General features: G+C 62.8%; 22 protein-coding genes. 9 read left to right on the forward strand and 13 right to left on the reverse strand.

Features of this window, described 5'->3' with window-relative positions:
* Positions 1-76 precede the first annotated feature (76 nt).
* From JOE60_RS02190 to JOE60_RS02220, 7 genes are all read left to right on the forward strand, one after another.
* On the forward strand, positions 77-1468 hold the full coding sequence (locus JOE60_RS02190) for an FAD-binding domain-containing protein (protein WP_167265338.1): 1392 nt from the start codon (positions 77-79) through the stop codon (positions 1466-1468).
* 34 nt (positions 1469-1502) lie between these two features.
* Positions 1503-2075, forward strand: a complete 573-nt coding sequence (locus JOE60_RS02195; protein WP_239528792.1) for a hypothetical protein — start codon at positions 1503-1505, stop codon at positions 2073-2075.
* Positions 2076-2197: 122 nt separating this feature from the next.
* Positions 2198-3697, forward strand: coding sequence for a CoA-acylating methylmalonate-semialdehyde dehydrogenase (locus JOE60_RS02200; RefSeq protein WP_167265336.1), 1500 nt, complete (start codon positions 2198-2200; stop codon positions 3695-3697).
* Positions 3697-4788 (forward strand): enoyl-CoA hydratase/isomerase family protein, encoded by a 1092-nt coding sequence (locus tag JOE60_RS02205; protein WP_167265334.1) that lies wholly within the window; start codon positions 3697-3699, stop codon positions 4786-4788. Before JOE60_RS02200 ends, JOE60_RS02205 begins: the two co-directional genes overlap by 1 nt.
* Entirely contained in the window at positions 4785-5705 is a 921-nt protein-coding gene (gene mmsB / locus JOE60_RS02210) for a 3-hydroxyisobutyrate dehydrogenase (RefSeq protein WP_167265332.1), read from the forward strand. The genes JOE60_RS02205 and mmsB overlap by 4 nt, the downstream gene beginning before the upstream one ends.
* A gap of 39 nt (positions 5706-5744) precedes the next feature.
* Positions 5745-6518, forward strand: coding sequence for an enoyl-CoA hydratase (locus JOE60_RS02215; protein WP_167265330.1), 774 nt, complete (start codon positions 5745-5747; stop codon positions 6516-6518).
* Positions 6519-6669: 151 nt separating this feature from the next.
* Positions 6670-6984: a DUF4190 domain-containing protein gene (locus JOE60_RS02220; protein ID WP_167265328.1), complete on the forward strand. Its 315-nt coding sequence runs from the start codon at positions 6670-6672 to the stop codon at positions 6982-6984.
* 19 nt (positions 6985-7003) lie between these two features.
* On the opposite strand, the gene JOE60_RS02225 is transcribed toward JOE60_RS02220, so the two are convergent.
* Entirely contained in the window at positions 7004-7657 is a 654-nt protein-coding gene (locus JOE60_RS02225) for a TenA family protein (RefSeq protein ID WP_167265326.1), read from the reverse strand.
* A gap of 246 nt (positions 7658-7903) precedes the next feature.
* Here JOE60_RS02225 and JOE60_RS02230 point away from each other — a divergent pair, with 246 nt between their 5' ends.
* A complete protein-coding gene (locus JOE60_RS02230; protein ID WP_239528934.1) occupies positions 7904-9193 on the forward strand; it encodes an HNH endonuclease in 1290 nt (429 codons plus the stop codon).
* Positions 9194-9201: 8 nt separating this feature from the next.
* Here JOE60_RS02230 and JOE60_RS02235 read toward each other — a convergent pair whose 3' ends face one another.
* Both JOE60_RS02235 and JOE60_RS02240 read right to left on the reverse strand, forming a co-directional pair.
* Positions 9202-9711 carry a MarR family winged helix-turn-helix transcriptional regulator gene (locus JOE60_RS02235; RefSeq protein WP_167265322.1) on the reverse strand — a complete coding sequence of 170 codons (510 nt, stop codon included), beginning with the start codon at positions 9709-9711 and terminating at the stop codon, positions 9202-9204.
* Between the two features lie 25 nt (positions 9712-9736).
* Positions 9737-11455: an AMP-binding protein gene (locus JOE60_RS02240; protein ID WP_204814812.1), complete on the reverse strand. Its 1719-nt coding sequence runs from the start codon at positions 11453-11455 to the stop codon at positions 9737-9739.
* Between the two features lie 145 nt (positions 11456-11600).
* On the opposite strand from JOE60_RS02240, the gene JOE60_RS02245 reads away from it, so the two are divergent.
* Positions 11601-12818: an acyl-CoA dehydrogenase family protein gene (locus JOE60_RS02245; RefSeq protein WP_167265317.1), complete on the forward strand. Its 1218-nt coding sequence runs from the start codon at positions 11601-11603 to the stop codon at positions 12816-12818.
* A 10-nt stretch (positions 12819-12828) separates the two neighbouring features.
* Here the strand turns inward: JOE60_RS02245 and JOE60_RS02250 are convergent, their stop codons facing one another.
* The 10 genes from JOE60_RS02250 to JOE60_RS02295 all read right to left on the reverse strand — a co-directional run bounded on the left by JOE60_RS02250 (position 12829) and on the right by JOE60_RS02295 (position 22863).
* Positions 12829-14217 carry an MFS transporter gene (locus tag JOE60_RS02250; RefSeq protein ID WP_167265315.1) on the reverse strand — a complete coding sequence of 463 codons (1389 nt, stop codon included), beginning with the start codon at positions 14215-14217 and terminating at the stop codon, positions 12829-12831.
* 4 nt (positions 14218-14221) lie between these two features.
* Positions 14222-15499, reverse strand: a complete 1278-nt coding sequence (locus JOE60_RS02255; protein WP_167265313.1) for a hypothetical protein — start codon at positions 15497-15499, stop codon at positions 14222-14224.
* Complete coding sequence (locus tag JOE60_RS02260; RefSeq protein ID WP_167265311.1) at positions 15496-16560, reverse strand: nitroreductase family protein; 1065 nt, start codon at positions 16558-16560, stop codon at positions 15496-15498. The genes JOE60_RS02255 and JOE60_RS02260 overlap by 4 nt, the downstream gene beginning before the upstream one ends.
* Before the next feature lie 56 nt (positions 16561-16616).
* Positions 16617-17519 carry a hypothetical protein gene (locus JOE60_RS02265; RefSeq protein WP_167265309.1) on the reverse strand — a complete coding sequence of 301 codons (903 nt, stop codon included), beginning with the start codon at positions 17517-17519 and terminating at the stop codon, positions 16617-16619.
* 228 nt (positions 17520-17747) lie between these two features.
* Complete coding sequence (locus tag JOE60_RS02270) at positions 17748-18713, reverse strand: HesA/MoeB/ThiF family protein (RefSeq protein ID WP_167265307.1); 966 nt, start codon at positions 18711-18713, stop codon at positions 17748-17750.
* A 47-nt stretch (positions 18714-18760) separates the two neighbouring features.
* Positions 18761-18898 (reverse strand): hypothetical protein, encoded by a 138-nt coding sequence (locus JOE60_RS02275; RefSeq protein WP_167265305.1) that lies wholly within the window; start codon positions 18896-18898, stop codon positions 18761-18763.
* Positions 18899-19135: 237 nt separating this feature from the next.
* Positions 19136-19894 carry a MerR family transcriptional regulator gene (locus JOE60_RS02280; RefSeq protein WP_167265303.1) on the reverse strand — a complete coding sequence of 253 codons (759 nt, stop codon included), beginning with the start codon at positions 19892-19894 and terminating at the stop codon, positions 19136-19138.
* Between the two features lie 77 nt (positions 19895-19971).
* A complete protein-coding gene (locus JOE60_RS02285) occupies positions 19972-20625 on the reverse strand; it encodes a PadR family transcriptional regulator (protein ID WP_167265734.1) in 654 nt (217 codons plus the stop codon).
* A gap of 296 nt (positions 20626-20921) precedes the next feature.
* Positions 20922-21743, reverse strand: a complete 822-nt coding sequence (gene nadE / locus JOE60_RS02290) for an ammonia-dependent NAD(+) synthetase (protein WP_167265301.1) — start codon at positions 21741-21743, stop codon at positions 20922-20924.
* Positions 21744-21846: 103 nt separating this feature from the next.
* Positions 21847-22863: a LacI family DNA-binding transcriptional regulator gene (locus tag JOE60_RS02295; RefSeq protein WP_167265299.1), complete on the reverse strand. Its 1017-nt coding sequence runs from the start codon at positions 22861-22863 to the stop codon at positions 21847-21849.
* Positions 22864-22867: the final 4 nt, after the last annotated feature.

Raw genomic sequence — 22867 nt, forward strand, 5'->3', positions numbered from 1 at the left:
CTTACAGCCCATGCCCCTAGTATTTCTTAAGGGACATGGGCTGTTTCCGTCTCCGGGTGCCCGCTGAAAGGACAATGTGAAGCCATCCATCGTTTGGTTCCGCGACGACCTCAGGGTCGCCGACAATCCAGCGCTGCGGGCTGCCGTCGACGACGGCGCAGCCGTAGCCCTGTACGTCCTGGACGAGGAATCGCCGGGCATCCGCCCCCACGGCGGTGCTTCACGCTGGTGGCTGCATCATTCGCTGACCGCGCTCCGCGAGGATCTTGAGGGGCTGGGTATCCCTTTGATACTCCGCCGCGGCCCTGCGGCGGAGGTCGTGCAGAAGACCGCCTCCACGGTGGGCGCCGGCGCGCTGTTCTGGAACCGGCGGTACGGCGGGGCTGAGCGGACGGTCGACGCCGGTATCAAGCAGTGGGCTAACGATTCAGGCCTGCACGTCTCAAGTTTCCAGGCGTCGCTGCTTCATGAGCCGTGGGAGGTCACCACCAAAACCGGTGGCCAGTACAAGGTCTTCACTCCGTTCTGGCGGACCATCTCGGCCCAGGATTTCCGGGAACCCCTGGCAGTCCCGGAGGCTGGCCACGGATACTCCGGCACCCTGCCTGCCTATGACCAACTGGACTCCTGGCATCTCCTGCCCACCCGGCCCGACTGGGCCGGTGGCCTGGCGGACATGTGGATTCCCGGCTCTGCGGGTGGCCACAAGCGCCTTGAGGAGTTCGTGGGCAATGGCCTCTCCAGCTACAGCGAGGGCCGCAACCGCCCTGACACGGACGGGAGCAGTTGCCTTTCGCCGTATTTGCGGTGGGGCGAGCTCAGCCCCTTCGAGGTGTGGCACGCCCTGAAGAACCGGCGCTCGGAGAGTGCCTCGATTTTCGCTTCGGAGCTGGGCTGGCGCGAGTTCTGCTGGCATCAGTATTTCCACAACCCCACCCTGGCCACCGCCAACCTTCGGTCCGAGTTCGATCGCTTCCCTTGGGCTTGGCCGGGCAGCAACGGGGACCACGGAAAGCACCCCGGCCACGAGTCGGCCCCGGAGGAATTCCAGGCGTGGAAGAAGGGCCTCACAGGATTCCCCATGGTGGACGCCGGCCAACGGCAGCTCTGGAAGACCGGCTGGATGCACAACCGTGTCAGGATGGTTGCTGCGAGCTTCCTGGTGAAGAACCTGGGCATCCACTGGCAGCTGGGCGAGCAATGGTTCTGGGACACGCTGGTGGATGCCGACCCTGCGTCCAACCCGGCCAACTGGCAGTGGGTCGCCGGTTCGGGAGCTGACGCCTCGCCGTTCTTCAGGATCTTCAACCCTGAGTCGCAGCGGACCAAGTTTGATCCGCAGGGCAAGTACATTGCGCATTGGATTCCGGAGTTCGGCACGCCCGATTACCCGGAAGGCATTGTGGACCTGAAGACCACCCGCGCCGAGGCGCTGGAGGCGTACAAGGGTATGCGGGAAGTCCACTAGGGCGGTGCTCGCGGGCCGCTTGTAGGCTGGCCTGATGTCCACCGAACTGCTTCTGAAAATCCTGCTGGCACTGTTTACTGCGGTGTTCATCGCCGCCATTGCGTGGTGGGCCAGGAAACACCCCAACAGGTCCAAGGAGTACCCGGAGCGGGTCCGCATGCCCAAAATTGTTCCCTTTGTGGGGTGGCTCTTCCTGAGCGTGGGTCTTCTCATGAGCCTGGTTTCGTTCACCTACGATCGTTCCCCCTTGGGTGCCCGAATCGCTGCGGTGGCCATCGTCCTGGGCGGGTTGGCTTTCCTCTTTATGTACCGCAACTTCTACATAGCCTCCAGGGCCCATGAGGTGGCCTTCCGCAGCGTGCTCGGTGCAGAACATGTCCTCCAGTACAGCGACATCGTCCAGTATTCCGTGGTGACCATGAAGGGACAGCCGTTCCTCACGGTGAGGTCGGCAGAGGGTGTGAAACTCAGCCTGAACATCCGGTCATATGACGTGACGCCGTTGATGAGGGCCATTGATTTCCATAAGGTCACGGGTCAGTGGCCTGCCCGCACGGACGTTGTGGAGGGAGCGCCGGGCACCGGAATCGCCTCCTCTGGAATTTAGTAGGAAGTCCGAGTATATTCAGGGTCAGAGATGACCTGGATCACAATTGGTCACGTGTTCCCCCGCTCGGGCCCAGCCCCGGCGGCACGGCAGTCATTCACGATGCAAAGGAGCATTTCACCATGGTGCGTGAGCTTTCCCATTACGTGGGCGGCCAGAGGATCGACGGCACGTCCGGGCGGTTCAGTGACGTCTACGATCCCTGCACTGGCCAGGTCCAGGCGCGGCTTCCCCTGGCCAGCGCGGACGAGGTTCGCGACGCGGTCGCAAATGCCGGGAAGGGCCAGCTCGAGTGGGCAGCCATGAACCCGCAACGCCGGGGGCGCATCCTGCTCAAGTTCGTGGACCTGGTCAACCAGAACATGGACGAGCTCGCCACGCTCCTGTCCTCCGAGCACGGCAAGACCTTCGCCGACGCCAAAGGCGATATCCAGCGGGGGATTGAAGTGGTGGAGTTCTCCGCCGGTGCTCCGCATTTGCTCAAGGGCGAATTCTCGGACAACGCGGGCCAAGGGATCGATGTCCACTCCCTGCGCCAGCCGCTGGGCGTGGTCGCAGGCATCACCCCTTTCAACTTCCCGGCCATGATCCCGCTCTGGAAATCGGGACCCGCACTCGCGGCGGGCAACGCGTTCATCCTCAAGCCCTCCGAGCGTGATCCCTCCGTTCCGCTGCGCCTGGCGGAGCTCTACAGCCAGGCCGGCGTTCCGGACGGCGTGTTCAACGTGATCAACGGGGACAAGGAAGCCGTAGACGCGCTGCTGGAAGATCCGCGGGTCAAGGCCATTGGCTTTGTGGGGTCCACGCCGATCGCCCAGTACATCTACGCCACCGCCGCAGCGCACGGCAAACGCGCGCAGTGTTTTGGCGGGGCCAAGAACCACATGGTGATCATGCCCGACGCCGATCTGGACATGGCTGCCGACGCCCTGATGGGTGCGGGGTACGGTTCCGCCGGCGAACGCTGCATGGCGATCTCGGTGGCCGTTCCGGTGGGCCAGGAAACCGCAGACGCGCTGGTGGCCAAGCTGACCGAGCGCATCAAGGACCTCAAGGTGGGACACAGCCTGGATAAGGACTCGGACTTCGGTCCTGTGGTGGCCGCTTCTGCCAAGGAGAGGATCGAGGGCTACATCCAGTCCGGCGTGGAAGAAGGCGCAACCCTGGTCACCGATGGCCGTGGACTCACCGTGGACGGCTACGACGGCGGATTCTGGGTTGGTCCCACGCTGTTCGACAACGTCACCAAGGACATGAAGATCTACAAGGAAGAGATCTTCGGCCCGGTCCTCAGCGTGCTGCGCGCGGCTGACTACGACGAAGCGCTCAGGCTCTGCAGCGAGCATGAGTTCGGCAACGGCGTCGCCATCTTCACCCGCGACGGCGACTCCGCCCGCGACTTCGCCAGCCGCGTGGAAGTCGGGATGGTGGGAATCAACGTTCCCATTCCCGTGCCGATCGCCTACTACACGTTCGGCGGTTGGAAGGCCTCCGGCTTCGGTGACCTGAACCAGCACGGCGCCGACGCCTTCCGCTTCTACACCAAGACCAAGACCGTGACGTCCCGGTGGCCTTCCGGCATTCGCCAGGGCGCAAGCTTCGTGATGCCGGCAGGCAGCTAATGGGGGCTGAAGAGGTAGAGGAAGAAGTTCTGTTCGAGCGCCGCGGCCACCTGGGAATCGTCACGCTCAACCGCCCCAAGGCAGTCAACGCACTCAACGCAGGGATGGTCAAAGCGATGCTCAGCCAGTTGACGGACTGGGCCGACGACCCCGCCGTTGCCACCGTTGTGGTGCGTGGTGCGGGCGATCGCGGGCTGTGTGCCGGTGGCGACATCGTGGCCATTTACAAAGACATGCTGCACGGCGGAACGGAAACGGCGGAGTTCTGGGCGGACGAATACCGGCTCAACGCGCTGATCGCGCACTACCCCAAGCCCTATGTGGCCTTCATGGATGGCTTGGTCCTGGGCGGCGGGGTGGGTATTTCGGCGCATGGTTCGGTCCGGGTGGTCACCGAACGGACCCGGACCGGGATGCCGGAAACCACTATCGGTTTTGTGCCCGACGTCGGCGGCACGCTGCTGCTGTCCCGCTCACCGGGGGAAGCAGGAATCCACGCAGCCCTGACAGGGGCCCACCTGTCCGGTGCAGACGCGCTGTTCCTCGGTCTCGCGGACCACTTCGTGCCGTCCGAAAGCCTCCCCGCGCTGGCGGAGGCGCTGGAAAGCTCGACGGCGGAGGCCGCCGTCGAACGTTTTGCCCAAGCGGCGCCGGGCTCGGCGTTGGCGGCGCAGCGGCAGTGGATTGACGCCGCCTACGCCCACGATGACGCGGAGGAAATCGTCCGGAGCCTGCGCACCTTGGGTGACGAGGCAGCAGCCGCGGCGGACACCATCGAGGCTAAGTCGCCGACGTCGGTCAAGGTCACCTTGGAATCCCTGCGACGCGTCCGGGGGATGAGCCTGGAAGAAGCGCTGGACCAGGAATACCGGGTGGGCCTGCGATGCCTGGCCGGGCCCGATTTCCGCGAGGGAATCCGCGCGCAGGTGGTGGACAAGGACCGCAACCCGCAGTGGAAGCCGGCCACCCTGTCGGACGTCCATGAGTCCGACGTCGAGGGCTACTTTGCCTCGCTGGACGAGCGCGAACTGGGCCTGTCCAGCGTATCCAACCCGTCCAGCCATTCCAGTCAGTTGAAGGAGACCCCATGACAGAGAACGCTGCAGCAACCGGCCTGATCGCCTTCCTGGGGCTGGGGCACATGGGCGGGCCCATGGCCGCAAACCTCCTCAAGGCCGGGCACCAGGTGATCGGGTATGACCCCGTGCCCGCGGCCGTGGAGGCGGCTGTTGCCCACGGGATTCCCATGGCAGCCAGCCCGACTGAAGCCGTGACCGGGGCATCGGTTGTGCTGACCATGCTGCCCAGCGGCAAACACGTCCTGGACGCGTATCGGGGCGTGGACGGACCGGGATTGCTTTCCACTGCGAAGCCGGACACGCTGTTCCTGGACTGCTCCACCATCAACGTGGACGAAGCCCGTGAGGCTGCCGCGCTGGCCGTGGATGCCGGGCACCGTTCCGTCGACGCACCTGTGTCCGGCGGTGTCGTGGGCGCCGAGGCCGGGACCCTGACCTTCATGGTGGGTGCTTTGCCGGAGGACTTCCAGACCGTAAAGCCCATTCTGGAGCTCATGGGCAAAAGGATTGTCCACTGCGGAGACCATGGCGCCGGGCAGGCCGCAAAAGTCTGCAACAACATGATCCTGGGCGTTTCCATGATTGCCGTGGCGGAGGCCTTTGTGCTGGGCGAAAAGCTTGGCCTCACCCACCAGGCATTGTTCGATGTTGCGTCCAACGCTTCCGGCCAGTGCTGGGCTCTGACCACCAACTGTCCTGTTCCAGGTCCCGTCCCCACCAGTCCCGCCAACCGCGACTACCAGCCCGGTTTCGCCGGAGCGCTGATGGCCAAGGACCTTCGGCTGGCACTGAACGCCTTGGAAAGCACCGGCGTGGCGGCGGAAATGGGGCCGCTGGCATCGAGGATTTACGACGCTTTCGCCGCAGGAGAAGGCGCCGGGCGGGACTTCTCCGGGATCATCACTGATATCCGCGACAAATCCGTGTGACAGATTGAAGGCTTGGAAGCTTGTGACGAGAGGGAGAGCATGACGTTTCAGAACATAATGGTGGAGCGCCGGGGACGCGTGGGCGTGGTGACACTGAACAGGCCGGCGGCCCTGAATGCGTTGAACACCGCCTTGATGAACGAGCTTGTGGCTGCCGTGACGGACATGGACCGTGACCCTGGGGTAGGTGCCGTGGTCATCACGGGCTCTGCGAAGGCCTTCGCAGCCGGCGCCGACATCAAGGAGATGTCCTCCAACACCTACATGGACATGTACGCAGCGGACTGGTTCCGGCACTGGGAGGACCTCACCCGGCTGCGCATACCCGTGATCGCGGCAGTGTCCGGTTTTGCATTGGGCGGCGGCTGCGAACTGGCCATGATGGCCGACATCATCATTGCCGGCGACAACGCAAAGTTCGGCCAGCCCGAGATCAACCTTGGAGTGATTCCCGGAATGGGCGGTTCGCAACGGCTCACCCGCGCCGTGGGCAAAGCCAAGACAATGGACATGATCCTGACCGGCCGGTTCATGGACGCCGAAGAAGCCGAACGCTCCGGCCTGGTGTCCCGTGTGGTTCCTGCCGCTGAGGTGGTTGATGAGGCCATCAAGGCCGCGGAAGTCATCGCCTCCAAATCCAAGCCCGCCGCGATGGTGGCCAAGGAAACCGTGAACGCAGCCTTCGAGATGGGCCTTACGCAGGGCGTGGTCTTTGAACGCAGGGTGTTCCACTCGCTCTTCGCCACGGATGACCAGAAGGAAGGAATGGCAGCCTTCACGGAAAAGCGCGAGCCTCAGTTCAAACACCAATAACCCGCACCAAACCCATTGCCAACCCGCTATTCCGTTGTTGGCCAACCACGGAATTGCGGGCCAACAACGACTTCAGACGCCACAGGCGGGGCAGCCCTGGATTTGAGTGCTGCGTGGATAAACTCGGGGCACTGACGAATGGGGAGAGAACATGTCAACGGAGATCGTTCACACTGTGCAGACCGATACGCCTGTGCAGACCGATACGCGTGTGCAGCCGGTCAACCGCACCGCCATCGTGGCCGCAGCGATGGCAGTACTGGCCATCGTTGGCCTGTTCTTCGCAGGCATGGCTGCCATCGCCATCTTCGTGGTGGGAGCAGGTCATGTCGCGTTGAACCAGATCCAGCAGCGCGGTGAACGGGGACGCGGTTTCGCCCTCGCAGCCCTTGCTGTTGGCTACGGAATCGGCGTACTGTCCCTCGGCTCCGCGTTGATCTTCGCCTTCACCTCCGCCGCCCAGTAGGTCAACGGCTCCAGAAGTCCTAGGCCGGGACAAGCGCCGCGTCGAAGAACGCGCGTTCCAGCCGCACGGCTTCGGCGAACGTCACAGCCACGCGTTGCCGCTGCTGCGGCGAGGAGGGCTCGACGGCGTCAAACTCGTCGCGGAGCCATGTCACCCATGCGTTGTATCCGGGGTTGTTGTGGAGGCGGATCCACTCGGCATGCTTTGCCTGCGCCGGCCAAGTGTCAGGATCACCGGCGCGGGCAGCCCAGTCGCCGTACAGCCACTCGGCAACCAGCAGGACTGCCAGGACTTCCGGGTAGGAACGGGTGGCCAAGGCACTGCGCATGAGGGCATCGAAGTCGCGCGTGGCTGTGCCCAGAGCGGGCGCTGTTCTGTCTGCTTCCGGCACATCCAGTTCCTCGAAGGAATCCTGGAAGTACGTGTTCTCGTCAGAAGCGAAAGCCCCGAGTACCCCGGCGAACACCAACCGAGAGGGCAATGAAGGAGCCGACGCGACGGCCTGGCCGAGGAGGGCTGTGAAGGCATCGCAGAACTGGTAGTCCTGCACGAGGTAGCCGCGCAGGTGGTCATCGCCCAGGGATCCGTCCAGCAGTTGGTCCACGAATGGATGATTGACTGATGCGTCCCAGTCCTGGGCGCAGGTTTTCTTGAGTTCTTCGGCAAAGCCCACGATGTTTCCTCCTGAGGTATCAGCTACGGAGCCTAGCAGCGTGCTGTGCCAGCGGGCCGGGGATGACGCTCTGGTGCTCGCGCAGGAGACCGTGCCCGGCTCGGAAGTCCGCACCACCCTCCCAGGGACTCCCATACTTGGCGGCAGTCGCTGGACTCCCGTTGCGATCGCAGACCTTATTTTGTCGGTGCCTGGTGCCAGAGTAAGGACATGGTGCGAAGTGTGGAGAGGCAGTCGGGCGCAGTAATGGCGCTTGGGCGCACTCCCGGGGTAACCCATTCCCCGAAGCCCGCCACCGTTCCGGCCAGCACCGTTAGCAGCGATTTGATCAATCAGTTGCGGGTCCTGGAGGAGATGAAGTCGTCTATCTCCGCTTTGCAGGCGCGGGTAGCTGTGGCCTTTGATCTTTCCCAGCGTGCTGAACAGGCTGAGGCAGGCGTTCCTGCCTCGGAGCGTGGCCAGGGGGTGGGTGCCCAGGTGGCGTTGGCCCGGGGGGAATCCCCGAACCGCGGGGCTCGGCTGCTTGGCTTTGCGAAGGCCCTTGTGATGGAGATGCCGCGCACTTTGGCTGCTCTACAGTACGGGCACTTGAATGAATGGCGTGCCACGCTGCTCGTCAGGGAAACGGCGTGCTTATCCGCGGAGGACCGGTGTGCGGTGGATGAGGAGCTCGCCGCCGATGCCGGAACCTTTGATGGGAAGGGAGACAAGGCGATCGTTGCGGCGGCCAAGGCTGCTGCGTATCGGAGGGATCCGCGCTCGGTGGTCGGCCGTGCCAGCCGTGCCGCGAGTGAACGGACCGTGAGTCTGCGTCCGGCGCCGGACACCATGACCTACCTGACCGCGCTGCTTCCGGTCGCCCAAGGGGTGGCGGTCTACGCCGCGCTGACTCGGGCCGCTGATTCGGCCCGTTCCGCAGGGGATCCAGGTCGGTCCAGCGGGGACGGCCGGGGTCGTGGTCAACTGATGGCCGACACCCTGGTGGAGCGCGTCACCGGCACCCCGGGCGGGATTTCAGGCATCAACCTGAACCTTGTCATGACCGACCGCACTCTCTTCCAAGGCGACAGCGAACCAGCCCGGCTTCAGGGTTACGGAATCGTCCCGGCAGAATGGGCCAGAACCGTTGTTGGCGCGGAGCGGCCGGCCCAGGACCAGGAGTTCTCTGTCTGGCTTCGCCGCCTGTATACCGCGCCGTCCACGGGAGAGCTACTTGGCACAGACTCCAGAGCCCGGTTCTTTAGCGGTCGGCTACGGCGCTTCATCGAAACCCGCGACGATACCTGCCGGACGCCGTATTGCGATGCGCCCATCCGACACATCGACCACGTGGTTCCGTGGCGCTTCGGAGGGCAAACAAACCTCGCCAACGGCGCAGGACTCTGCGAAGCATGCAACCACACCAAAGAACACCCCGGCTGGGCCATCCGAGCCGTACATGCCGACGTGCACACGTTGGAAGTCACCACGCCCACCGGGCACACGTACCAATCAAAGGCCCCACCCCTGCCGGGACATCTCCCGTTCAGAACGTAGAGATTCCGCTATTCCTCCGTGAAATCTCCGGCATCCCTGCGGAAGGTCCCCAGGACGCGGATGAGGTGATCGACGTCGTCGTCGCCAAAACCGGACTGGCCGAAAACCTCGGCGTTGAGCGCCGCGGTGGCCTTCTTGGCGAGCGTGCGGCCCTCTGCGGTGAGCTCGATCAGGGTGGTGCGCCCGTCTGTTGGATGCGGTGACCGCACAACCAAAGCTGCCTTTTCCAAGCGGTCGACGGCGTTGGTCACCGAGGTGGGATGCACCTGCAGGAGGGCGCTCGCTTTGTTCATGGGCAGCGCGCCGCTGCGGGCAAAACTCAGCAGCGCAAGCAGTTCGTAGCGTGCAAAAGTCAGCCCGAAAGGCTTGAGGACCGTCTCAATGCGCGCCAGGAGGATCTGTTGGGTGCGCATGATGGCAGTGATCGCAGCCATGGGCGCGGCAACATTGCCCCAGCCATGCCGTTCCCAGTTGCGCTGGGCGTCGGCAATGGGGTCTCGGGGGAGTGGGGTGCCCATGGGTCTCCTTGCTGTGTCCGGGTGGCTAGTCTTTCAGATTCGGGAACTCTTCCTCGGTGTATTCAACGCCCAGCCCGGCTGGCAACGGCCCATCGCCATGCCGGGAAACCTCGGTTCCCCGAAGCTCCACCCGCCTGATCTTGCCGGAAATGGTCTTGGGCAATTCACCGAACTCGATCCGCCGGATCCGTTTGAACGGCGCCAGGTGTTCACGGCAATATTTCAGGATGTCCTCCGCCACGGCGGGCCCGGCGTCATAGCCCGCAGCCAACACGACGAACGCTTTGGGAACGGACAGCTTCACCGGATCGGGAGAAGGGACCACCGCTGCTTCGGCCACCGCCGGATGCTCAATCAGGACGCTTTCCAGCTCGAACGGGGACAGCCTGTAGTCCGATGACTTGAACACGTCATCGTCCCGGCCCACGTACGTAATGACACCCTTGGAGTCCCGGCTGGCCATGTCCCCAGTGTGGTAGTAGCCATCACGGAAGGCCTCGGCCGTCTTCGCTTCATCGCCGAAGTAGCTTTTCATGAGCCCCACGGGCCGTGGGTCCAAGCGCAAGCAGAGTTCGCCGTCGTTGGCTTCCTTTCCTGTGTTCGGGTCCACCAGCACAACGTCGTAACCAGGCAGCGGACGCCCCATGGAACCGATCTTCACCGGCTGCTCCGGGGTGTTGGCGATTTGCACGGTGGTCTCGGTTTGGCCGAAGCCATCGCGGATGGTGACGCCCCAGGATTTTTCCACCTGGCCGATCACTTCGGCGTTCAACGGTTCGCCGGCAGAGACCACCTTCCGCGGCGGCGTGGTGAGCTGGGTGAGGTCGGCCTGGATCAGCATTCGCCACACTGTGGGAGGGGCGCAGAAACTGGTGACGCCTTCCTTGCCCATCTGGTTCATGAGGGCAGCTGCGTCGAAGCGTTCGTAGTTGTAAATGAAGACGCAGGCCTCGGCAATCCAGGGGGTGAACACATTGGACCAGGCGTGCTTCGCCCAGCCCGGGGAGGCGACGTTCAGGTGCACGTCGCCGGGCTCCAAGCCGATCCAGTACATGGTGGACAAATGGCCCACGGGGTAGGAAGTGTGGGTGTGCTCCACGAGCTTGGCGCGGGAGGTGGTTCCGGACGTGAAGTACAGCAGGAGTGTGTCGTCCGCTTTGGTGGGGGCGTCCGGCGTAAAGTCCGTGCTGGCGTCGTACGAGTCCGCGTACTGCAGTGCCTCTGCATTGGTGGGTTCCGCGCCGACCTCCAGCAAGGTGTAGGAGCCGTCGACGGCGGCGAACTTGCCGATGTTGGCGCTGCCCACTGCCACCCAATGGGCACCGCCGCGTTCCACGCGGTCCTGGAGGTCGCGGGCACCCATGAGGGTGGTGGTGGGAATCATGACGATTCCCAACTTGATGCCCGCCAGCATCAGTTCCCACAGCTCAACCTGGTTCCCCAGCATGATGATCATGTGGTCCCCGCGCTTCACGCCTTGGCCTCTTAGCCAGGTGGCCAGCTGTGAGGACCTCACTGAGAGTTCCTTGAAGGTGCGTCGGGTGGAGGTGCCGTCCTGTTCAACAATCACCAGCGCCGGCTTGTTGGCTGTGGCGTCATCGGCGGCCAGCTGATCGAACCAGTCCAGCGCGAAGTTGAACTCCTCAAAGCGGGGCCATTGGAATTCCGCGTGCGCCTGCCGGTAATCGTTGCGCAGTTCCAGCAGCCGGTTGCGGGCTGCACGGAAGTCGTCTGTGACTGTCATAGTCCGCCTTTCGCCGTCCGGAATGTTACACCCGGACTCACTCCTAGTGATCCACATCACCTTGCAATATACTAGGACATCCAAGGGTTTGGAAGCGCGGGCGCGGGACATGACGGGCCTGTATGGCACATGACGAAGGGGTCCAATGCTCGACAACCAAGCTGCCGGTACCGCCACAAGCGGAATGGCACCAGAGAAAGTCCAGCCTCCTTATCCGGAAGTGGACTTGATGCACGTGGTGGACCTGCTGCCGGCGGGGGAACGGTCGCGGTATCTGGAAGTCCGGGAGTTCCTGCAAGCCTCCACCAGGGTCCAGAGCATTGATTTTTGGAACCGCGAGGAATTCCCCTTCGACTTGCTGGCCGACATGGCGAAGTACGGGCTGGGTGCACTCCAGACGGACGGGTCCTCCCAACTGTTCAAAGGCCTCATGTACACCGAGGTTGCCCGCGCGGACGTGTCCCTTTCCGCGCTGGTGGGTATCCACAACGAGCTCATTGTGGGCATGATCCACCATTTGGGCTCGGAGGAGCAGAAACGCCGCTGGCTGCCCGGCCTTGAAGCCCTCACCCAGCTGGGGGCTTTCGCCCTCACGGAACCCGACCACGGATCGGACATCGCCGGAGGATTGTCGACGACGGCGCGGCGCGACGGCGGTGAATGGGTCATCAGCGGTGCCAAGCGCTGGATCGGGGCCGGGACCATCGCCGACTTCGCCTTGGTGTGGGCCCGCGACGTCGAGGATGACCAGATTAAAGGCTTCATTGTGGAGACAGACCGCCCGGGGTACAAGGCCACCAAAATCTCCAACAAGATAGGGTTGCGCATTATGCAGAATGCGGACATCGTGTTGGACGAGGTCCGCATTCCGGTTGAGAACCTGCTGCCCGGAGCCACAAGGTTTTCCCGCGCCAACGAGCTCTTGCGTGATTCGCGGGCTTGGGTTGGGTGGCAGGCAGCCGGCATTCAACTGGCTGCGTTTGATATTGCCCGTTCCTACGCCTTGGAACGCCAACAATTCGGCAAGGAACTGGCCCGATTCCAGCTGGTGCAACAACAGCTCGCAGATATCCTGGGCAACGCCAATGCGTCACTGTCCATGATGGTGGAGCTCGCCCGGATCCAGCAGGCCGGTAAGTTGGAAATGGTCCAGGCGGCCATGTGCAAGGCCACCACTACCCGGCTCGCGCGATCGTCCGTGGCGATGGGCCGTTCCCTGCTGGGCGGGAACGGGATCACCACGGACTATGAGATGGGCAAGCTCTTTGGGGATGCCGAAATCCTCTACACGTACGAGGGCAGCTACGAGATCAACTCGATGATCGTGGCCCGGGCTGTGACGGGGAAGTCCGCGTTCGTTTAGTTCCAGGTTCTTAGGAGGCAGGCAACGGCTTGGGCTGGGCCCCGTCGCCTTGGCGGGTCCCCTTGTCTTGGTTTGTTCCGGAGTCCGGCCCACCATGATCGTCAGGGAGTCGACGGAACTCCCGCAATTGCCGGCTCGACAAGCAGATGAGGGCGCCCACAACGAATCCGCAGCTTCCTGCGATCACCGACACTTGGGTTCCGGCCAACGCGGCCACAGCTCCACCTGCCAGAGCGCCAATGGGATCCACGCCCCACGAGACGAACCGTGCTGTCCCCGCGATCTTGGACAGATGGCGCTCCGGGAACAGGGCCTGCCGCATGGAGCGTCCGATGATCATGTTGACCACAATGCACAGTTCGAAAACTGCGAAGACAATGGTGGTGATGATGGCGGCGCCGATCCCATGGGCCGTGGCGGTAAGCGGCAAGCACAGCCCTGCTACGGCAATGACGGAGAAGGAAACGGTCAGGACCTGACCCAGATGGGCCCGCTGGGTCAGGCGGTCAGTCACGGCGGAGCCAAGAATGCCAACCACCGCCGGGATAACAAAGACCAGTCCCAGCAGTGCCGGGTTCATGCCCAGCACAGTGAGCGCATAAACAGCAAAGACCGCAAGGATCCAGGAGTCGAAAAAGTTATAGGCCGTAGCGGCAAGCAGGACCACACGCTGGGGGGTCTGTTTCCACAGCAGGCTGAATCCGAGCCGGATGTCATGCAGATGCCGTCGGAGGACTCCGTGCTCCGGTTCGACGGTTTCCGCTTGCTCGGCTGACGCCCTGTCCAAGGGAAGCCGGATGAGCATCAGTGAACTGAAGACATAGCTGAGCGCATTGGCGGCCACAATGAACGGGGCACCAAGAACTGTGATGATAATGCCGGCAACAGCAGCCCCTCCGGACTCTGTGACCGACAATCCGCCTTCGATCCAGGAGTTTGCCCTGATCAACAAAGGCCGGGGAACAACGGATGGCACAGCAGCGGCCATTGAGCTTTCATAAAGCAGGGTCAGTACACCTACCAGGAACAGTGCTATGGCCAACAGTTGCCAGTTCAAAGACCCGGCCAACATCAAAGCCAGGAGCGCGGCAAACACCACAAAACGGCCGGCGTTGCAGAGATGCAGGAGCACCCGGCGGCGGGAGCGGTCGGCGATCACTCCGGCGGACAAGGAAATAAACAGCGGAGCAGACAACCCGGCCGCCACCACCCAGCTCACTTGCGCGGCGTCGAGCTTCAGGAAAGTCACCCCAATCACCGGGACTGCGAAGGCCATCATGGCCGAGCCTGCATTTGAAACAAAGTCACCCACCCAGAGCCTGTAGAAACCGGTCCTGGCCAAGCCAGGCGTCCGGGAGGTGCCGCTGGAGGCATCGCTTGTTTGAGTTGCTTCGGGCAAGGGTTTACTCCTGGGTGCTGTGTGTTGTGATGGTGTCCGGGCGGTGTTTCCTGAGAACGTAACCGCCCATCAAGGTGCTGGTGGTACTTGCTGCCAGTTGCTCATCGGTGAGTCCGCCCAAGGTCCGGGCGAACCACCCCGCCACCTCTTCAACCTGGTCTTTGGAAGCAGGGGATCCCATGACCAACTTATAGTCCGCGTACTCCGTCACCAGCGTCCTGAGCGCATCGGTACGGAGGGAGCCGGTCAGTTGCTCCGGCAGGGCGTTGGTCAGTGGTTCGTGGCGCTGGTATCCCAAGGATGAATGCATGTCCGTGTGGCGGCTCATGACGGACCGGGTGTAGATGAGATCCCGGGGAGACCACTTGGCATCCGTCACCCGGCGCGCCAAGCCGATGCCCCGGTACACAGGATGGACAACCAACCGTTGTCCCAACGTCAAAGCCAGGTTAATTCGAGCAAACTCAGGAACTGCGGCCGCCCAGGTGCGGGGATAAGGAGCGCAGTACAAGCGCGCTGCAATGGGTTCGCCGTCCAAGGTGGCAGCGACGATGCTGACCTCCCGCTGCTCCGGATTGAAGTCAAGGTGGGGGTAGTAATGGAAGCGCTGAAGGCGCGTGAAGTCATCAAAGGTGCCGTGTCCGACGTCGATCTTCTCACCCACCGCCCACGGCGCATGGCCGCTGTATTCCTGGACCAAGGGAGTGTCGTTGGCCCGGACGCGGATGGTGCGATCCGGTGCCAAAGCGTCCTCCAGATCGCCGTGAGCGGTGGCGACCAAGAGGTCTATGCCCTGGCGGCGACAAATACGCTGCAGGTTGTGGGCAACCACGGACGCGGCAGCCCGGTCCACTGTTGAAAGGAACTCGTCCACCAGGATTCGCCGTGCACCGCTGGCCACTGCAAACGCCAACCGGGCACGGAAATGCTGACCATCCGAAAGCCATGAAGCGGGCCTGATCACCACCTGCGCATCTCCCAGTCCAAAGCGGGCGAGGAGCGCGATGCGCTCGCCCAAGCTCCCTTGGATCTGATCGATCAACGGCACACTCGGATCAAGCCCGGGCAGGAGACTCCATGATGGTTCGTCCTGGAGCACCCGCTTGAGGATGGACGACTTGCCGCAGCCGCTGGGGCCAGTTACCAGCGTGATTCCAGTGGTTTTCTCCAAAGCTGTTGCGGGAGGGCCATCCCAAACATAATGCGGTCCCTCGAAGAAGGCTCCGATAACTGCGGGAACCAGGGATTCGCCGGCCGCTACCGTCCGCTGCGCGGCGCTCATTCGCCGGCAGCTTTACGGAGAAGTTCCAGATTCCCAGCAGCATATTCCTCATAGCTTGATTCGGCGCCGCTGATATGGCCGATGCTGACGCTGGAGAGGACAATCTGCTCGCCTGTGGTCAACTTGAGCTCCGCTTCCATGTCCGGCACATGGATGGCGTTCGAAGGTACTGCACCCAGGCTCTTGTCCGCGGCAGCAAGCAGCACATTCTGGGACATATGCCCGGCCTGCAGCAGGAGGGCATTGAAGCCTGACGCGGCGCTGTACTTCCACGCGGTGCGTTCAGCCGCACCCACAAAAACGATGATGGCCGCAGCAGTCTTTGCCCACCGTTGGTTCCCCAACAAAACCATGGGGTCTGCCCTGACTTCCCCGGACACTACCTCCAAAGCGTTGGCGGCGGGACGGTAGCGATAAACGCCCGTATCAAGGCCCCGGACATTCCGCGAGATAACGTAGCAGTCCGCGCCGTTCAGCCCGCCCGCGCTCGGGGCATAGGTGAGGGGCAGCGGGGGACGCTGGGGTGCATGCCGATACCCCTGTATGCCGGCCGCAGCCCACAAGAGGCTGCCCAAGTGGTCCAAGCTGACGGGGTCGCTGGTGAAGTCACGCCTGCTCCGCCGCCGTTCAAGTACTGATTTAAGCTCAGTCGACAGTGATTCGGGTGGTAGGTCCACGGCAGGAGCGCCCTCAGGGACGCCCGGGGCCAAGTCATCATCGGCATGAGTGCGGAGTGCGCGGCCGAACTCCAAAGCCTCGGTCCGGTCGTCGCTGAAGCGAAGGCTGCGGGTCACCAGGTGGTGATCGGCCGTTGTTTCCCCAAAGGGCCAAGAGGCCTGGAACGTCGATTCAGCCTGCGCCGCCGGTGAGCCTTCTTCCAGGAGGAACCCCTCACTGATCAAGGCTGCCAGGATATCGGCCGCGCGGGCTTCGTCCCCCAAACCGTCGTGAAGCAGGCGGCTGATGTGTTCACGCTCGGTCCACTCGGCGCATTGCCGCAGCAGCGTCCACAGGGGCGGCGGGATTCGCCGTACCGCTCCCACGGATGGGTTGGCGCCCACCACACTCCCGTCGCGAAACCTGAAGCTTAGCCGCTGAGCGGTCCTTACCCGTTCTTTCAGCATGCTGCTCCCCACTGAATTTGATCCCAATCAATTTCCGCCCTGGAATTGACCACTGGTCCTTTGACTCTGATTCGATCTCCGCACACCAGAGTTGAACGCGCCTGTAAAAGCGCTGCAAATCCCGATCCGGTGCCGTACACGGGATCGATAATCTCCAACTGAACTCCGAAGGCCGGGACTTCGCCGCGAAGATAGTCCTCATAACTCACCGCGCGCAATTGGCAATCCACGCCAATTGGTTCCAGTTGCTCCAGCAGTGCTTCTGCGACATTCCTGTTCGGATGGAAGTCCGTGTACTGCACAACAAGGCGCTTTTGGGTAAAAACTCCGGGTTTCCGTGGTTTGCGCCCCAAATTGGTTATATGTCCTGCGGCTGTTAGATAAGTTCCGCCGGTAACGGCAGCCAGCTTGTCGCAGTTCACGTTTGCTGCGATTGTTCCTGCAATAGCCGACCCCGGAGAACCGCGCAGCCCCATTACCAGATCAACGGTTGAGTTGGGACCTTCGTAGCGCGTATCCAAGCACCCACCCAAAACGCGGGTCAGATCGAGTGCGCCTTTCTTGAAGAGGTCCATGCCCTCGGACACTGAACCGGTTGCCACCAGGGCGATCTCGTTGATGTCCCCTTCGGCTGCCCCGGATGCCCGCCGCCGCAGGCGAACTGTCCTGCCGCCGTCGTCAATTGCCGCAATGGCGAATGGCCCGCTGGTATGGCGCTCGGGCGTGTCGCGGATGCACGGGGTCAGTGAGAAAGCTGACGTAGCCAGAAACTTTGCGACCGTCCGCGCTCTCTGCCCGGCAGCGATCCGTATCCCGGCGTTCGATTCTTCCAGGATCCGTATGTCCGGCGCAGCAGTGAGGGCCAGCCCACGCCTCAAGCAGCGGGCAAGTTCCATGGGCGTAACAGGCCGGCCATCCGTCCACGAAGCACTTTCTGCTACCCCGAGCATGAATACCCCGCTGTCCACCTCATGCAGGTGCGCGGCCTGGGGATCGGCCGTTCCTTCGGACCGCAGCTTGAAAGGACGTGCATGCATGGCGGAGGTGGTGAAGGACCACGAGTGGTCAAGACGAGGGGGGGAAGGTGACCCGTTTCAGGGGAAGCTCGGCTTCGGCTCTCAGGATCATGCGTGCCCACAATCGGGTGCCGGAGTGCTTTTGACGTCCAGCGAACCAAACTCCAAGGTCATGCGTGCAGGCTGCCGGACCAGCGTGGGATCCACCACCCACTCAAGGATACGTTGGGCCATGAGGGCACCGATCAGCGTGTTGGTGACACCGTGGGACCACGGGGTAACACCATTGCCGGCCGCGGTTTCGGGATACCAGCACGCCAAGCATGGGCGGTGTTCCGGGATGAACAACGGTCCTACGTGACCGAATTCGACTCCCACCGCACCGGTCATCACCGGCTTTCCCTGACGCAGGGCGGCGTCGACAACCAAACGTTCAGCGCCTGCAGGAGTATCTATGCAGGACGCCACCACGGTCACATCGGGGTGGTCAAGGAGCAACTGTGCCACATCGTCACCGCTGGTAATGAGTTGCTCGATCGTCGTGACGGCAGGATTGCCCGCGCGCTCCTCTATCCAGGTTGCCGTCCGTTCGAGCTTGCTGGCACCGACCTCGGAAGACCGCCACAGGAATTGCCGGTTGAAGTTGGAGAGCTCAACTTTGTCGTGATCGAGGAGCACGAAGTCGCGTACACCGGCGGCTACCAAGTGCTGGATCACTACCGTGCCTGTGCCGCCCACTCCGAGTACCAGAACGCGCTGATTGCTGATGCGTTGCTGCGCCCGTTGGGGGTCATTGCAAAGAGTTGCCAGGTAGCCCTGGGAGCGGCTTAGGCGAGCGTCGGTAGACAGTTCCGGATGGTGCTCAACAATAAGACCCCTCACCAGGAATTCGTGCAGCAGGCGTCGAACCTCCGGCTGGGCTTCCCCTGGCGCTGCCATTGCTGAAAGCAGGCCTTGAGGAGTGATATTGAACTTGGCAAGCGAAACCGTACGGCGCGCGCGCTCATCGTCAATGGTGAGGGTACTGCCGTCGAAGCTGACGGCCTTGGCAGGATGAAATCGATACTGGAACATAGAATGCGGCGGGCGCCGAAAGGCACCCGCCGCTCCCTGTGATTTGATCAGCAGCGTCGCATCACAAATTCGCTGGGATCAAAGTTGGTGGTCGTCTCGAAGAACTCGTCGAACTCGATGCCCTTGAGGCCGTCTTCGAGGGCTTCGAGGGCCCCGGTCTCAATGCTTGTATCAGACTTCTGCATATCATGCTCCCGTTCGTTAATCGGACGGAAATGCTTTCTGCATCCCCCGCAACCGAGCCTAGGGGATTGATGTGCAGTAAATCCAGACCTTGGAGACTAAAATTTTTAAGGTTTTGAAATCATGTTGTCAACTCTGTCAATAAAGTGCTTTTTCCGCTTAATTTGATTGAGCCGATGCATTCTTCCACATTTTCCGATAGCGGCAAAGTCAAGTCCACCCGGTCCGTTCCGTGACGCTCAGAGGTTCCCCTCCGCGTAGATCCGCAACGCATCGCGGACAAATGTTGCCCCTGTTTCGCCACCGTAATTGGCTGCAAACCGCGGATCCTCCACATACATCCTGCCCAGCCCGATCACGTAACCTTTCGCGTCCCCGCCAGGTGCCGCCGTCGGGGTTCCCGGAACGCCGCGCAGCCACTCCACGTGGCGCTTTGCCAATGCCTGGGCTTGAGCACTGTCGGGTACAACGCCGGATTCCGCTGCCGCCATCCAGTCCGTGCCCAAATTCCGGACGCGGTCCTTCCAATGCTGCTTTTCGTCGGGACTCATGCCCCGCCACCAGGCATCGCCTGAGGCGTAGGCTTCCTTGCCCCAGCGGTCCTCCACCTCGTCCTTGTATTGCGTGTGGTCGAAGCCGTCAAACATGGTGTGTGCCATGAACGTGCCATCCCCTTTCAAAGTGTCGATTGTGTGCTGAACGGAGGCGATCTGCCGTGAGATCCGGTCCTGCTCCTGGGTGAGCCAGTTGAGGTGGCCACTCAGGGCCACCGCAGTGTCGGTCTCACGGTGGAGAATATCCGCGATGTCCGGCAGGCCCAGGCCCAGTTCTCTGAGCAAGAGGATCCGCTGCAGCTGCACCAAGGCCGGACCGTCATAAAAGCGGTAGCCGTTATGGCCGGTCCGGCTCGGCGTGAGCAGCCCGATGCTGTCATAGTGGCGCAGCGTGCGGCTGGTGGTTCCAGCGATCCTGGCGATTTCCTGGATTGACCAGTCCATTCGTCTCCCCGTTCTGTGCTTGTTCTTCGACAGTAAAGGTTGACGTTACGTCAAGGTCAAGGGCCTGTTTTTCACCATTAATCGGCGAGGATCAGGTACAGGGCCCGGCGGGTTTCGTCCAGCTTTTCCATGGCGGCCTGGCGTTGCTCATCGGTGGCCGCTGTCCGGAACTGGTGGATGACTCCCATGAGCTTGCCCACGCTTTGGTGGAAGGCTGCGCCGGTGCCATCAGCCTCCTGGTTCCAGGCGCTGGCGAGTTCTTCTTCGTGCTCGGCGATGTACGCCTTGCCGTCCTCGGTGAGGGTGAACTCGGTGCGGCGGCCTTCGCCCACAGCAACAATGAGTTCTTCATCCACCAGCTGCTGCAGCGTGGGGTACACGGATCCGGGGCTGGGGCGCCAGGCTCCGGAGGTCTTCTCGGCGATGGTTTTGATCAGGCCATAACCGTTGGAGGGTGACTCCGCCAGAAGCGACAGGATTGCCGCGCGGACATCGCCCCTGTTGGCGCGCCGTGAACCGCCGGGACCGAAGCCCCTGGGTCCGAAGCCTGGACCAAATCCCGGTCCGAATCCGCCGGGACCGAAGCCCGGGCCGAAGCCGCCGCCACCGTGGCCGCCCGGTCCGCGCCGGCCCTTGCCACGGTTGAATCGTCCCCGCCCTTGTCCGTGGCCGGGGTGGCCATGGTGCTCGTGTTCGGGGAAGGTGTTGTCGTTTTCGTTGATGCCTTTCATGGCAGCATCGTCCTTTCGGTTGGTGTTCACCGATTGGGTATCGGCGATAGTTAACGATATATCGGTAACTATCGACACGTCAAGGGGTTCATGAAAACGGGGCGGGATGTGAGAGAGGGACGCCCGGAACGGGGCGGGATGTGAGAGAGGGACGCCCGAAACGGGGCGGGATGTGAGAGAGGGACGCCGGGAACGGGGCGGGATGTGAGAGAGGGACGTTAAAGGGCGACGGCGGGTGCTGGCTTCCGTGGGGAAGCCGGCACCCGCCGCCGTGGGTTGCTGCTGTAGGCCGAAGGTTACTTCCACCAGGTATCGAAGATGGTCACCGGAACGGTGCGCTTGTGGCGGGTGCGCAGGTACTTCTGCTCCAGGTTCGCCGCGACATCCCCAGGAACGTCCCGGCCCTCCAGGTAATCGTCAATCTGGTCGTAAGTGATGCCGAGCTCGTCCTCGTCGGTGCGGCCCGGCTTGTCGTCCAGGAGGTCTGCTGTGGGGACCTTCTTCCACAACCGCTCAGGGGCGCCCAGCTCGGCAAGGACCTGGCGGTTCTGGCGCTTGTTGAGGCCGAAGAGGGGGAGGATGTCCGCGCCGCCGTCGCCGAACTTTGTGAAGAATCCCGTGACGGATTCGGCGCCGTGATCGGTACCGATCACCAGGTAGTTGTGCTCACCGGCCAGTGCGTACTGGGCGATCATGCGGGCACGGGCCTTGGTGTTGCCTTTGTGGAAGTCGGAGATTTCCTCGCCAGTGGTCTTCTGGAACTCGTCCTCGAAACCGTCCACGGCCGCGGCGATGTTGAAGGTCCATTCGGTTTTGGCGTTGATGAAGTCCAGGGCAGCCTGGGCATCGTCCTCATCATGCTGTACGCCGTAGGGGAGCCGCACGGCTACAAAGTTGACGTCGACGCCGTCGGCCGTCAGTTCCTCCACGGCCAGCTGGGCCAAGCGGCCTGCCAGGGTTGAATCGAGTCCACCGGAAATGCCCAGGACAAAACCCTTGGTTCCCGTGGCTTTCAGGTAGTCCTTCAGGAAGTCCACCCGCTTGCGGATCTCCTCCGCAGGATTGATCCGGGGCTGGACGCCCATTTCCTCAATGATTGTGGCCTGGAGTTCGCGCATGGGTTCAACACTAGTCAGCGCAGTTGTGAACGCTCAACCATTTCGCCGCCCAAGTTGCCCCTGTTACAGGTTTGGGCACGGTAACCTGTTTGGGCGCGGTTACCTACTTGGGCGCGGAACCGGTGGAGCCGCGCACGGTGAGGTGGGTGGGCATCACCGACCGGTTGCGGTTCCCGCCGCCGGCCAAGGGGTTCAGCTGCGCCAGCAGCATGGAAACGGCCACCCGCCCGGCCTGTTCGATGGGTGAGCTCATGGTGGTCAGCGGGGGATTGCAGAAGTCGGCACCGAAAATATCGTCGCAGCCCACAATGCTCATGTCCTCGGGTACCCGGAGTCCGCGCTCGCGCAGCCGCTGCAGCATGCCGATGGCAATGAGGTCGTTGAACACGATGCACGCCGTCACACCGCTGTGGACGGCGGCGTCGGCGGCAGCTGCCCCGGACTGGGTTTTAGGGGCAAAGGGGCCCAGTACGCGGACGTCGATGCCGCGCGTTTCGGCCGCCGCGGACAGCGCCTCCCAGCGGCGTGCGCTGGATTGCGAGACGGCCGGGCCGGAAACGTACGCCACCGAGGTGTGACCCAGTGAGATGAGGTGGTCCAACGCCTGAGGCATGGCGGACGGGGTATCGATGATCACCGCCGGCACGCCGTCAACGTCGCGGTTCACCGTGACCATGGGCATCTTGGCGCCGGCGCTGACCAGTGCCTCGTCATTCAGGCGGGAGGCGGCAACAATGACGCCGTCCGCGCTCTTGCGCAGTTGTTCAAGGGTGCTGGCCTCCACCTCATCCGATTCCTCCGTATCCACCAGGAGTTGCGTGTAACCGGCGGCCTTCAGTTGCAGCTGGGTTCCCCTGATGAGGTCGAAGTAGAACGGGTTGGTGATGTCAGGCACCAGGACGCCCACGGCGCCGGTCTTGCCGGAACTCAGTGCTTTGGCCTGTGAGTTGGGCGTGTAGTTGAGTTCGACGGCGGCAGCCTGGATCCGCTCGCGGGTGCGGATATTGACCCGCTCGGGATTGGCGAGGGCCCGGGAAACGGTGGACGCTGCGACACCGCACAATGCTGCGATGTCATGGATGGTGGCCGGGCGGCCTGCAGCCACGGGTTGCGTCACCATGGGG

Origin of the sequence: Paenarthrobacter ilicis (genome assembly GCF_016907545.1) — a bacterium.
In the GTDB taxonomy this organism is placed as follows: domain Bacteria; phylum Actinomycetota; class Actinomycetes; order Actinomycetales; family Micrococcaceae; genus Arthrobacter; species Arthrobacter ilicis.

What these genes read in the sequence shown, in the direction of transcription:
- JOE60_RS02195 (WP_239528792.1), top strand. Translation starts at nt 1,503, where the DNA reads ATGTCCACCGAACTGCTTCTGAAAATCCTGCTGGCACTGTTTACTGCG.
- JOE60_RS02200 (WP_167265336.1), top strand. Translation starts at nt 2,198, where the DNA reads ATGGTGCGTGAGCTTTCCCATTACGTGGGCGGCCAGAGGATCGACGGC.
- JOE60_RS02205 (WP_167265334.1), top strand. Translation starts at nt 3,697, where the DNA reads ATGGGGGCTGAAGAGGTAGAGGAAGAAGTTCTGTTCGAGCGCCGCGGC.
- mmsB (WP_167265332.1), top strand. Translation starts at nt 4,785, where the DNA reads ATGACAGAGAACGCTGCAGCAACCGGCCTGATCGCCTTCCTGGGGCTG.
- JOE60_RS02215 (WP_167265330.1), top strand. Translation starts at nt 5,745, where the DNA reads ATGACGTTTCAGAACATAATGGTGGAGCGCCGGGGACGCGTGGGCGTG.
- JOE60_RS02220 (WP_167265328.1), top strand. Translation starts at nt 6,670, where the DNA reads ATGTCAACGGAGATCGTTCACACTGTGCAGACCGATACGCCTGTGCAG.
- JOE60_RS02230 (WP_239528934.1), top strand. Translation starts at nt 7,904, where the DNA reads ATGGCGCTTGGGCGCACTCCCGGGGTAACCCATTCCCCGAAGCCCGCC.
- JOE60_RS02235 (WP_167265322.1), bottom strand. Translation starts at nt 9,711, where the DNA reads ATGGGCACCCCACTCCCCCGAGACCCCATTGCCGACGCCCAGCGCAAC.
- JOE60_RS02240 (WP_204814812.1), bottom strand. Translation starts at nt 11,455, where the DNA reads ATGACAGTCACAGACGACTTCCGTGCAGCCCGCAACCGGCTGCTGGAA.
- JOE60_RS02245 (WP_167265317.1), top strand. Translation starts at nt 11,601, where the DNA reads ATGCTCGACAACCAAGCTGCCGGTACCGCCACAAGCGGAATGGCACCA.
- JOE60_RS02255 (WP_167265313.1), bottom strand. Translation starts at nt 15,499, where the DNA reads ATGAGCGCCGCGCAGCGGACGGTAGCGGCCGGCGAATCCCTGGTTCCC.
- JOE60_RS02265 (WP_167265309.1), bottom strand. Translation starts at nt 17,519, where the DNA reads ATGGAACTTGCCCGCTGCTTGAGGCGTGGGCTGGCCCTCACTGCTGCG.
- JOE60_RS02270 (WP_167265307.1), bottom strand. Translation starts at nt 18,713, where the DNA reads ATGTTCCAGTATCGATTTCATCCTGCCAAGGCCGTCAGCTTCGACGGC.
- JOE60_RS02275 (WP_167265305.1), bottom strand. Translation starts at nt 18,898, where the DNA reads ATGCAGAAGTCTGATACAAGCATTGAGACCGGGGCCCTCGAAGCCCTC.
- JOE60_RS02280 (WP_167265303.1), bottom strand. Translation starts at nt 19,894, where the DNA reads ATGGACTGGTCAATCCAGGAAATCGCCAGGATCGCTGGAACCACCAGC.
- JOE60_RS02285 (WP_167265734.1), bottom strand. Translation starts at nt 20,625, where the DNA reads ATGAAAGGCATCAACGAAAACGACAACACCTTCCCCGAACACGAGCAC.
- nadE (WP_167265301.1), bottom strand. Translation starts at nt 21,743, where the DNA reads ATGCGCGAACTCCAGGCCACAATCATTGAGGAAATGGGCGTCCAGCCC.
- JOE60_RS02295 (WP_167265299.1), bottom strand. Translation starts at nt 22,863, where the DNA reads ATGGTGACGCAACCCGTGGCTGCAGGCCGCCCGGCCACCATCCATGAC.